5 protein-coding genes and 1 pseudogene are annotated in these 11713 nt (G+C 69.9%); all 6 read right to left on the bottom strand.

Features of this window, described 5'->3' with window-relative positions:
- Positions 1-6 precede the first annotated feature (6 nt).
- Positions 7-363, bottom strand: a complete 357-nt coding sequence (locus IE255_RS04765) for a 5-carboxymethyl-2-hydroxymuconate Delta-isomerase (RefSeq protein ID WP_190048818.1) — start codon at positions 361-363, stop codon at positions 7-9.
- A gap of 28 nt (positions 364-391) precedes the next feature.
- Positions 392-2002, bottom strand: coding sequence for a fused response regulator/phosphatase (locus tag IE255_RS04760; protein ID WP_190048817.1), 1611 nt, complete (start codon positions 2000-2002; stop codon positions 392-394).
- A 74-nt stretch (positions 2003-2076) separates the two neighbouring features.
- Positions 2077-7473, bottom strand: coding sequence for a pullulanase-type alpha-1,6-glucosidase (gene pulA, locus IE255_RS04755; protein ID WP_190048816.1), 5397 nt, complete (start codon positions 7471-7473; stop codon positions 2077-2079).
- Between the two features lie 106 nt (positions 7474-7579).
- Positions 7580-8566 (bottom strand): annotated as a pseudogene (locus IE255_RS04750) (glycoside hydrolase family 62 protein); the annotation flags it as partial.
- Positions 8567-8652: 86 nt separating this feature from the next.
- A complete protein-coding gene (locus IE255_RS04745) occupies positions 8653-10065 on the bottom strand; it encodes a glycoside hydrolase family 30 protein (RefSeq protein WP_190048814.1) in 1413 nt (470 codons plus the stop codon).
- Between the two features lie 157 nt (positions 10066-10222).
- Positions 10223-11599 carry an alpha-amylase gene (locus IE255_RS04740; protein ID WP_190048813.1) on the bottom strand — a complete coding sequence of 459 codons (1377 nt, stop codon included), beginning with the start codon at positions 11597-11599 and terminating at the stop codon, positions 10223-10225.
- Between the last annotated feature and the right edge of the window lie 114 nt (positions 11600-11713).

The raw sequence follows: 11713 nt of genomic DNA, 5'->3' as shown, positions 1-11713 counted from the left end.
GGCCGCTCAGGCCTCGAACTTCCGGTAGGAGGCGTCCAGGTCGCGCACCTCGGCGGAGGCGTGCAGCACGACCCCCTCGGCGGCCTTCACGTACTTCCGCACCAGGTCCAGCGTGGCCTCGGTGAGCCGGGCCTTGGTCTCGTCGGTGCGCCCGGACAGCAGGGCGAGGTGGACGTGCACATGGGCGTGCCCCTCGGTCTCGGGGCCGACGACGACGTCCTCGGTCCGGCGGAACCGCGTCTTGCACGCCGGCGGCTTGGCGGCCGCGATCTCGACCGTCGCCTCGTGCAGCGCCTTCGCGAATCCGGGCCGGTCGAAGTCGTCCGCGAGGTCGGCGGAATAGTCGACGGTGATCTGCGGCATCAGCACTCCTGTACTAGGTCCAGGAGGCTCACCCTAACCGGAGGGCCAGCATCGCGATGTCGTCCTCGCGGTCGTGGCCGAAGCAGCCCAGGAGGACGTCGCAGAGGGTGTCCAGCCCGGTGGGGGCGTCGGCGGCGGCCGTGCGGAGTTGTTCCAGGGAGGTCGCCAGCGGGGTGCCGCGGGTCTCGATGAGGCCGTCGGTGACCAGGAGCAGCCGGTCGGTGGGGTTCAGGTGGTGCTCGGTCGGCGGGGGCCGGTCCAGGCCCAGCCCGAGCAGCGGCCCGCAGGCGTCGAGGTACCGGGCGCCGCCGCCGTGGCGCAGGAGCAGCGGCGGGATGTGTCCGGCGTTGGCGATCCGCACCCGGCCGCTGCCGGGGTCGACGAGGGCCAGGCACACGGTGGCCGTGGCGTCGGGGTGGTAGCGCTGGAGCATCCGGTCGAGCCGCTCGGCCAGCACGGCCGGGTCGCTCTCGTCCACGCAGTAGGCGCGCAGGGCGTGCCGGATCTCGACCATGACGGTGGCCGCGTCCAGCGAGTGCCCGACGACGTCCCCGACCGCCGTGAGCACCCCGTCGCCGGTGCGCAGGGCGGCGTAGAAGTCGCCGCCGATCTCGGCCTGGCGGGAGGCGGGCACGTAGCGGACGGCGATGTCGACGCCGGGTACGTGCGGCAGCTTGTGCGGCTGGGGCAGGAAGCTGTGCTGGAGGGTGAGGGCGACGTGCCGTTCCACCTGGTACAGCAGCAGCGGTTCGGCGGCGAGCGCGGCGGCCTGGGCGAGCCGGGCGAGCAGCCCGTCGTCCGCCGGGTCGGTGATGGCCGTGCGCCGCACGGGCGTGGCCAGGCACACCGCCGTGCGGCCGTCCTGGGCCGTCGCCACGGTGAGGCGGGCGTCCTCCTCGACGCCCGGCCGGAAGATCCCGGCCGGCCACAGCGGCGCGGGGACGACGGTGGTGTGCATCCCGGTACGGCCCTCCGCGAGCCGCGTGACCAGCCGTGCCGCCGCCTGGTGCGCCCCGCTGTCCGTCGGCGCGGGGCGGCCCCGGGCGATGCCCCGGTACGGCTCCCCGTCCGGGCCGATCACGAACACCACGGCGGGCGAGGCGGTCAGGTGTGCGGCGCCGTCGGCGGCAGCGGCGGCGAGTTCCCGCGGGCAGCGCGCCGCCTGCACGGTGATGATGGCCTCGGACAGCAGCGTCAGACGGTGGACGACGGTCTCGTCGCCGGTGCTGCGGCGCGCCCCGCGCACGGCGGCCCGGACGACGGCCTGGATCTCCTGCGGCTCGGCGGGCACGGTCAGATAGGCGTCCCCGCCGGCGTCCAGGCCCCGGCACCGGTCGCCGGGCGAGGTCGAGGCGGCGGAGAAGTGCACGACGGGCAGCGCGGCCAAGGGCGGCCGGGCCCGGACCCGGCGGCACAGCTCGAAGCCGCTCATGTCGGGCAGGCCCACGTCGACCAGGGCCACGTCGGGCAGGGTGCCGTTCCGCAGCCGGACGTCGAGTTCGACGAGTGCCTCGCCGCCGCTGGCGACCGGCACGACCTGGTGGCCGGCGCGGGTCAGCACCGCGCCCATGGCGTACCGGCTGGCCGCGACATCGTCCACGACCAGCACGGTGGTCTGCTGCGTGCCGTTGCCGTCCATCTCGAAAGCCCTCGGGGGCGTATGCGGGTGGGGCAGACCGTAGGACACGGCCTGTCCCACCCAACGTAGTGCGGCTATCCGGCGGCACGGGTGAAGACGGCGACCGTGCGCCCCGGAACGGCGAACGTGCCCGATTCGGCCGCGTAGGAGGACGATTTGACGGTAAAGTCCGCCCCCGCCGCCTGCACCGGGTGCAGTCGGTAGCCGGTTCCGGCGAGTGCGGGGACGCGCTGCTCCTGCCGCTGCGGGGTGGCGTTGAACACGACGACGAGGTCGCCGAGCCGCATGGTGATCACGCCGGGCGTCTCGTCCTCGCCGGACAGCGGGAAGGAGAGCCGGGACTGCACCTGCTCCGCCGTGCCGAGGGAGAAGTCCTGCTCGGTCGTACGGATCCGCAGCAGGTCGCGGTAGGCGGCCGAGGCGCCCTCGATCTGCTCGCAGCCCACCCTGATCTCGCTCAACGGGGGCTTGGCGTAGGGCCACTTGTCGGCGTTGTCGGCCGCCATGGGCAGTCCGCGGCCGAAGCCGTTGCCGTCGGCGCAGTTCCAGTGGACGGCGTTGAACCAGTCGCCACTGTCGTAGGAGTTGCGGTCCAGGGACTTGGAGCGCAGCAGGTCGGTGCCCGCCTGGGAGAGGGCCGGGCCCTGGGAGAGGGCGGCCGTCGCCATGGCCAGGACCTGCATCCGGGCCCGGTCGTCCGCGTTCACCGATGAGGGCAGCTTGAAGGCGAGCGCGTCGAACAGGGACTCGTTGTCGTGCGCGTCGGCGTAGGCGAGGGCGTCGCCCGGGGCGGCGGCGTAGCCGGCGGGGGCGCCGTTGTAGTCGACGTCGGAGCCCTTGACCTCCTTGCCGCTGGTGTCGGTGAACCGGTAGCCGGCGAGGTTGCCGGAGAGGCCGACCTTGATCAGGTCCTGGTAGTGCAGCAGCCGGGCCTTCTGCTCGGCCGGAGTGCCGTTGTTCTTCGAGGAGTTGGGCTCGGTGTACAGGCCGGACGCGAAGCCCTGGACGCCCGGGTCCTCGTCGAAGGGGCCGCCGCCGCGCACGGCGTCGCGGGCGCGGTCGGAGAAGGTGGCGATGCCGGTGCCGGCCATGTTCCGCTGTGTGGCCTGGACGAACCGGGCGTCGTCGGCGACCTCGCCGAAGTTCCAGCCCTCGCCGTACAGGATGATCTTCTTGCCGTCGACGCCGTCCTTTTCGAGGGTGAGGGCGTCGAGGGCCTTCCTGACCGCGAGGATGTTGGCCTTCGGGTGGTGGCCCATGAGGTCGAAGCGGAAGCCGTCGACCTTGTACTGCCTGGCCCAGGTGACGACCGAGTCGACGACCAGCTTGCCCATCATGGCGTTCTCGGTGGCGGTGTTGGCGCAGCAGGTGCTGTTCGCGACCGAGCCGTCGGCGAGGAGCCGCTGGTAGTAGCCGGGCACGATCCGGTCGAGGACGCTCGTCTTCTCCTGGCCGCTGGCGGCGGTGTGGTTGTAGACGACGTCCATGACGACGCGCAGGCCGTCGTCGTTGAGGGCCTTGACCATCTTGCGGAACTCGGCCGTGCGGGCCGTGCCGTCCGGGTCGGTGGCGTAGGAGCCCTCGGGGACCGTGTAGTGGTACGGGTCGTAGCCCCAGTTGTAGGCGTCCTTCGCGGCGATCTTCCCGACGCACTCCTGCTGCCTGTCCGAGTCGGCCGGGTAGGAGGCCAGGTCGCAGTCGACGCTCGCCTGGTCGGCCTTGCGCTCCGGGATGGTGGCGATGTCGAAGGCGGGCAGGAGGTGGACGTACGAGGTGCCCGCCTTCGCCAACTCGCGCAGGTGCCGGGAGCCGTCGCTGTCCTTGTCGGTGAAGGCGAGGTAGGTGCCGGGGTGCTTCGCCGTGCGGTCCTCGACGGAGAAGTCCCGGATGTGCAGCTCCTGGATCTGGGCGTCCCGCAGCGGTACGGCCTTGGGCTTGGTGTACGTCGACCAGCCGGCGGGCTTGAGGGCCTTGTCGTCCAGGTCGACGACGAGGCTCCGCTCGGAGTCGGCGGTGAGGGCGAGGGCGTAGGGGTCGGTGACCTTGTTGGTGACGACCTTGCGGACGCTGGGCGCCCAGACCTTCACGACGTAGCGGTAGGGCTTGCCCTTCCAGGACGCCGGGCCGGTGACGGACCAGACGCCGGTGGTCGCGTCGCGTCTCATCGGTACGACGGCGTCGCCGATCTCCAGGGACACGTGCTGCGCGGTCGGCGCCCACACGGACAGCGTGGGGCGGCCCCGGGAGAACGTCGGTCCCAGGTCGGCCTTCGTCGCGCCGGAGTACAGATCGTCGAGGACACCGGCGATCTGGACGCCGTTCGCCGCGAGGACGGCCCCGTTCGCGGCCCGCTGGGTGGCGACGACCTGGCCGCGCAGGGCCTCGCGGACCCGGTCGCGGTCACGGGGGTCGACGGTCCAGGCGGCGTAGTCCTTCAGGTGCGGGAACTTCGCCTTCTGGGCGTCGGTCAGCTCCCCCTTCGACAGGCGCAGCCACTTCGCGTCGCCGGTCAGGGCGCCGTCCTTGACGGCGATCGAGCCGTCGCGGGAGTACAGCAGCTGGGTGGAGGCGGCGGCGTCGGAACCGTTCCAGGCGAGGGTGTTCCGGTCGATCCAGACCGCCTTGGAGGTGGTCAGGTCGAGGGCGGCGGCACTGCCCGCGGGCTGCGGGAGCAGGTGCTTCTCCTGGCCGCTCACCAGCCACACCTCGTGGCCGCTCGCCTTGAGGTCGAGCGACTGGTCGGTGGGCAGGTCCTTCTCGTCGCCCTTGTGGATGATGTAGCTGAGGCTGGTGGCACCCTCGGTGAGCGGCACCTCGAAGACAGCGCCATAGGGGTCAGTCTTCACCGGCTTCAGGGGGTTCGACCAGTCGGTGGGGTGCGCGGCGCCGGTCCAGACGTGCAGGCCCCAGCCGTCGTAGTTCCCGTCGGCCCGGTGGTAGTGCAGGACGGCCTTGCTCCTGTCGGGCGCCGGGTAGGCGGGGCGCTCGGTGGTGACGGTCTCCTTGCCCTGCTCGATCCAGATCTCACCGGTCCTGGTGACGTCGATCGTGCGGTCGGCGGAGACGTCCTTGGTGCCGTCCTTGTCGATGACCAGGAAGCTGACGTTCGAGGCGCCGGGCTTGAGCTTGACCCAGGCGAAGGCGCCGTAGGCGTCGCGGCCCGTGAAGGGGTGGCTCTTCGGCCACTCGGTGGCCTCGCCCTCGGCGAGGTCGCCCCAGGCGTACAGGCCCCAGTCGGCGTAGTTCCCGTCCGCGCGCTTGTAGTGGACGATCGCGTAGTCGCGGGAGGACGCGGTGGGCGGCGCATCGACGGGCGGGGTGCCGGTGGTGGAGGCGGCCAGGGCGCTCGCGGTGCGGCCGGCCGAGTCGACGACGACGGCCTTGTAGCGCAGGGCCGTGCCGGGCGCCACGTCCTTCCTGATGGTGTGGGTGACCTTGTACGGGGCGTGGTCGGCGGAGCCGAGGACCTGCCACCTGCCGTTGCCGGTCTGCGCGGCGAAGACCACCCGGTTGAGCTGTCCGCCGTCCACGTCGGCGGTGAGCTCGACCGTGCCGGTGGCGCCGGCGGCCGGGGCCTTCAGGCTGATCGTCGGCTCGGTGGCGGGCTCGGCGAGGCTGCCGGCCGCCTTGAGGACGATCGCCGAGCCGGCCGGGACGGTGACCGTGAGCTTCTTGTCGCCGTCGCTCTTCGCGGAGGCGCCGGTGCCGTAGATGCCCCGGAAGGTCATGCCGGCCGAGCCGGTCGGGAAGGTCGCGGTCTTCTCGTCGGCGGCGTTGTTGAAGGCGACGACGTACTCGGTGCCGGTCTTCGCGTCCGTGCGGGAGAAGGCGTAGACGCCCGGCCCGTCGGCCGCGTACCGCTGCTGCTGGACACCGTCCGTGAGGGCCGGGTTGGCCTTGCGGAGCCCCGCGAGAGCACTGATCTGGCGGTAGAGCGGTGCTCTCGTGTCGTAGGCGTCCTCGGCGTGGGTGCGGTCGGTGCCGATCCGGTCGTCGTCGAGGTAGTCGGCGGTGCGGGAGGCGAACATGCTCTGCCGGGCGTCCTTGTCACCGCCCGCGCCCGCGAAGCCCTGCTCGTCGCCGTAGTAGACGACGGGGTTGCCGCGGCTGAGGAACATCAGCTCGTTGGCGAGCCTGTCCTTCTTCAGCAGCTCGGCGTCGGTGGCCTTCGGATCGTCCTGCTTCAGGAAGTACCCGATCCGGCCCAAGTCGTGGTTACCGAGGAAGGTGACCTGCTCGTACGCGTTCGCCCTGCCGGTCGTGTACTTGTAGTCGTCGCCGAAGACGCCCGCGAGCTGCTGCGCGCTGCCGCCCTGCGAGGCGTACTGCCGGGCCGCCTCCTGGAAGGGGAAGTCGAGCGTGGCGTCGAGCCGGCCCTCGGTGACGTAAGGGGCGGTGACGGACGTGTCGGCCGAGTACACCTCGCCGAACATGAAGAAGTCGTCGCGCCCCTGCTTCGCCGCGTAGGCGTCCAGGGCCGTGGCCCACTGCGTCCAGAACTCCATGTTGACGTGCTTCACGGTGTCGATCCGGAAGCCGTCGATGTCGAAGTCCCTGACCCAGCGCTGGTAGATCTTCTCCATGCCGCTGACGACCTCGGGCCGCTCGGTCCACAGGTCGTCGAGCCCGGAGAAGTCGCCGTGGGTGGAGCTCTCACCGGCGAAGGTGGAGTCGCCGCGGTTGTGGTACATCGTCGGGTCGTTGAGCCACGACGGGACCTTGTTCTTCTTGGTCACCACGGGCGTGCGCGGGAAGGAGCCGCTGTCGACCTCAGGGAAGTCCCGCTTCCCGTCGGCGTAGTCGGCGTCGTCGAACGGCTTCCCGTCCTTCGTCAGGTACGGGAACGCCCCCTTGGAGAGGTAGTCGTAGGACTTCTCCTCGTAGTCGACGACGTCCGCCGTGTGGTTGGTGATGACGTCGAAGAAGACCTTCATGCCCTTGTCGTGGGCCTTGTCGATGAGGGTTTCGAGGTCCTCGTTGGTGCCGAAGTGCGGGTCGACCTGGGTGAAGTCGGTGATCCAGTAACCGTGGTAACCGGCCGAAGCGTTCGCCCCGGTGCCCTGCACGGGCTGGTTCTTGAAGATCGGGGCCATCCAGAGGGCGGTGGTGCCGAGGCCCTTGATGTAGTCGAGCCTCTTGGTCAGGCCCTTGAGGTCGCCGCCCTGGTAGAAGCCCTTGTCGGTGGGGTCGTAGCCGGTGGACAGGCGCGAGCCGGTCAGGCCGCCCTTGTCGTTCCCGCGGTCGCCGTTGGCGAAACGGTCCGGCAGGACGAAGTAGAACTGCTCACGGGTGGCGTCGTGGCGGGCGGGCTCGGCGGCGAGCTTCGCGTCGGACGGAGGCGCGGGCGGGGTCGCTGCCCCGGCGGCGAGCGGCTGGACGAGTGCTGCGGCCAGCGCGGTGGCGGTGACCGCAGCGACCCGTCCGGCACGGGAGGTTCGGCGCCTGGACGGCACCGGCCATCTCGATATCACTGACGTGGACTCCTTGCGATTGCGGCTCTCACGGGTCCGACCCCGCGCGACCGTATCGCCGCCGAAACACTTACAGCAAGAGTCCTGAAACCGATGGAAAGAAATTTCAGCAGGTCGAGTTGGTCTGCGTCAGCAGACCCAGCCGCCACGGGAGCGTGTTGTAGGGGCCGCTCGCCGAGGGGTTCATGCCCTGGTAGAGGAACTGGAGCCGGCACGGATTGATGGTGAGGGACTGGTCGTTGAAGTGGCGGACCATCTCGCCGTGGCTGATGTCCCTGGTCCAGGGGGTGCCGCTGAAGGCGACGTTATTGGCCCGCGCGAAGGGGTTGGACTCGGTGTCGGCCAGCGGGGTCCAGCGGCCGGCGATGCTGTTCGACGTCCAGGACCGGAAGTACCGCTTGCCGTCGCTGCCGATCGCCTCGTTGAGCAGCAGGTAGGTGTTGGAGTCCTTGAGCTTGTAGACGTTGGCGGCTTCCCACAGGCGGTACTTGTTGGAGTCCTGGAGCGCGATGACGGTGTTGGTGAAGCCGTTCGGGAAGTTGGCCACCGTGGTCTCCGACCGGTACAGGTGCCCGTTGTCGTCGGAGGAGAACAGGTAGCACTTGGAGCTGTCGCAGATGTTCCAGAAGTCGACCCAGTAGCCGCTGCCGATGTTGTCCCGGATGATCTGCGGCATGCCGTTCGCGTACATCTTCTTCGGGGCGGTCCACGACCTGGGGTTGCTGATGTCCGCCGTCGTCGAGTACGCCGCGTTGTCCCCGGTCTGGTAGATGAGGTACCAGAGCTTGTGCGGCGCGAACCAGAACACCTGCGGCGCCGCCTTGTACCCGGCGCCGATCGCCGTCTGGTCCAGATAGTGGTGCTGCGCGGACCCGGCCTCCTGCCAGCTGGGGAAGTTCAGGTACACCATGCTGTAGGTGCCGTTGGTGGTCGTGGTGCTGGCGAACACGTGCCACCGGCCGTTGTGGTAGACGACCGACGGGTCCTTGATCGCGCTGAGCTGGTGGTTCGCGTCCGACTTCGGGGAGATGAGCACCCCGCTGGAACTCCACTTGAAGCTGCCGGGCAGGGCGGCCGCGGCGTCCGACGATGCGGCGGACGGGGCCACCAGGGCACCGAGCAACAGCGCCAGCCCCGCGAACAGGACTCCCAGGCGTCTTGTCAGGCGCATCGTGCCTCCTATCGCTTGATGGTGTAGGTGACGAGCGAGCGGGCCGGAACCGTGGCCTTCAGCGCACCCCCACTGACCGGCACGGCGGCCTGCCGGGCGGTGCTGTGGGAGCCGTCGGTGAGGTACGGCGTCGCCGTTCCGCTGGTGAAGCCGATGTTCCGCAGGCTGAACGACACGGGGGTGGCGCTGCCGGCCGCGTTGAGCGCCACGACCGTCACGGATCCGTCGGTGTTGCGGAACGCCGACAGCCTGAGGTCGCCGTCGGAGGCGGTGGCGCCGATGCGGGTGGCTCCGGGGCGGATGAAGCGGCTGTAGTTCGCCAGCGCCCACAGGCGCTTGGAGACGTGGTAGTTCTCCCCGTCCATCTGGATCAGGCCCCGGGTGGCACCGACCGAGGCTCCGTACCAGTAGACGTAACCGCTGGTGTTGCCCTTGGTCAGGGCGTCGTGCACGGCGGAGGCGACGGTGAACCCGTCGTAGCCGCTGCCGTCGTCCCAGGCCTCGTTCCAGGTGGTGCCGTTGGGCGACCACTCCGACATCCAGGTCCGCTTCCGCGTCGGCAGGGGGCCGTCGACGGGGCTGGCGTAGGTGTGGCCGGCGTGCGTGTCGACGTAGCCCCGGGCCGTGGCGTCGGCCTCGATCGCGCTGGTGTAGGTCTTCTGCTGCTTCCAGCCGAAGGAGTCGCAGCAGACGACCTTGTATCCGCCCGCCCGCGCCACGGGCCCGAAGACCTTGGTGAACTCGGCCGCCTGGGCGGGGGTGAGGCGCATGGAGTCGTACGTGGCGGTGTAGTCGGGCTCGTTGACGAAGCCGAGGTCGGTGACGCGGATGCCCTCCTGGGCGTAGAACTTGGCGTACTGCACGAGGTAGTTCGCGTACGCCTTGCGCCAGTCGCCGCTCGCGCAGGTGGCACCGGCGAGGCCGCACAGCGTGCCGCCGTTCGCGTCGGTGCCGTTGGTCTTCATGTAGCCGGGGGCGCTCCAGGCGTCGGCGTAGAAGCGGGTCACGCCGTAGGCCTTGGCCTGCTGGGCGAGCCACACCTGGCCCTTGTCGTTGCGGTCCCAGACGTACTTCGGGGTCGCGTGCGGCCCGCCGGGGTCGGTGGGCTGGATGCCCGAGTCGATGCCGAGGCGCAGGATGCTCAGCCCGACGCCGGTGCTCTTGCTGAACAGCAGGTCGAGGATCTCGCGTTGGCGTTCCGGGGGCAGGCCCTGCGAGCCGCGCATGATCTCGGCCCGGCCGAAGTGCTCGGAGATGCCGAATCCGTCGATGGGCTGGTGCCGGGTGGAGCCGTCGACGGTGGCCGAAGCGGCCACTTCGGTGGGTGAGGCCCCCGCGGTGACCCCGGCGGTGGTCAACAGCACCGCGAGGGAAGCCACCGTCCACTGTCTGAGTCTGCGCAGCGTGATCCGTCCCGACATGGGAGCGCTCCCAGTGGTATGCGGTCGCCCCCCGGGGTTCCGAGGGGCGATTGTTCGACATGCTGAACAGCGTTCAGGGAGGTGCCACTGTGGTGGGAACGTAGGGCAGCGTTCCGGAAGCGTCAATCCCTCACGCACCGCAACCGGGGGACAGCACCTAGCAGTTGGTCTTGCCCGCGTGGATCGCCAGGGCCGTGTTCGCGCCAAGGGTGGCCGTGAACTGCCCGCCCGCGTTCACCGTCACCGGCGTGTTGTTCTGCACGTTGCAGTACGTCCCCGCCGGCAGCGAGGTCTGGTACGTCCGGGTCAGCGAGCCCGACTCGTGATTGATGGCCACGAAGCCCTTGCCGCCCCGGCCGAACGCGATGGCGTCGCCCCCGTTGTCCCACCAGTTGGTGACCGGCTCACCCCGCGTGGCGTTGCGGAAGGCGACCATGGACCTGATCTCCGGCCAGTTGTGCTGGCACTTCCAGCCGTCCTGCCAGCAGGCGTTCACCTGGCCGCCGCCCGGCGGGCCGGCGTCGTGGTCGGTGAACTCGTAGCCGGAGTTGATGTCGGGGGCGCCGTAGGGCCAGGCCAGCATGAAGACGTTGGCGAGGGTGTAGGTGGCGTTGTCCTTGTAGCTGAGCGTGGAGCCGTTGCGCTCGGTGTCGTGGTTGTCGACGAAGACGCCGGAGACGCCGCTGCTCATGTAGCCCCAGCCCTCGCCGTAGTTCTTCAGGTAGGCGAGGTTCTCGCTGTTGAAGACCCGCTTGAGGTCGTAGGCGTAGCGGAACTCCTGGACGTCGCCGTTGCCGGTGTACTCGGTGGGCTGGACGGCCTCGCCGGCGCCGTAGATGAGCTCCTGCTTCCAGTACGCGTTCGGGTTGCTCAGCCGGGACTTGATGCCGGTGAGGTCGGCGGCGTCCATGTGCTTGGCCGCGTCGATGCGGAAGCCGTCGACGCCGAGGGAGAGCAGGTCGTTCATGTAACCGGCGATGGCGCCGCGCACGTAGTTCTCGCCGGTGTCGAGGTCGGCGAGGCCGACCAGTTCGCAGTGCTGGACGTTCCAGCGGTCCTGGTAGTTGTCGCCGATCCGGCTCGTGCAGTCGTCGAAGTCGAAGGACGAGTACAGACCCGGGTAGTCGTACTTGGTGTACGACGAGCCGCCGGTGCCGGTGCCGCTGCCCGCGGACATGTGGTTGATGACGGTGTCCACGACGACCTTCACACCGGCCGCGTGGCAGGTGTTCACCATGTTCCGGAAGGCCGCCCGGTCCCCGAGCCGGCCGGCGATCTTGTAGCTGACCGGCTGGTACGAGGTCCACCACTGCGGGCCCTGTATGTGCTCGGCGGGCGGGGAGACCTGGACGTAGCCGTATCCGGCGGGGCCGAGGGTGGTGGTGCACTCCCGGGCGACCGAGGCGAACTTCCACTCGAAGAGGACGGCGGTGACGTCCCTGGCGCCAGGTGGGGAGGCCTGGGCGCCGGTCGGGTTCATGACAACCGCAGCCGCGGCGAGCGCGACGGCGGCGGAGAGGTGTCTGCGTGCCATGTGGGGTTTCCTTCGTCGTTGAAGGTTCTTGCTGCAAAGTTCAGAAACCTTGCGGTGACGCAGATGGTAAAGGCCCGCCACCCGAAAGGGCAGCGGGCCGTACGAAATTCAAAG

Source organism: Streptomyces lomondensis (genome assembly GCF_014651035.1).
Lineage (GTDB): Bacteria > Actinomycetota > Actinomycetes > Streptomycetales > Streptomycetaceae > Streptomyces > Streptomyces lomondensis.
Note: the sequence above shows the minus strand (reverse complement) of the source record. Positions and strands in the feature narration are given on the sequence as shown.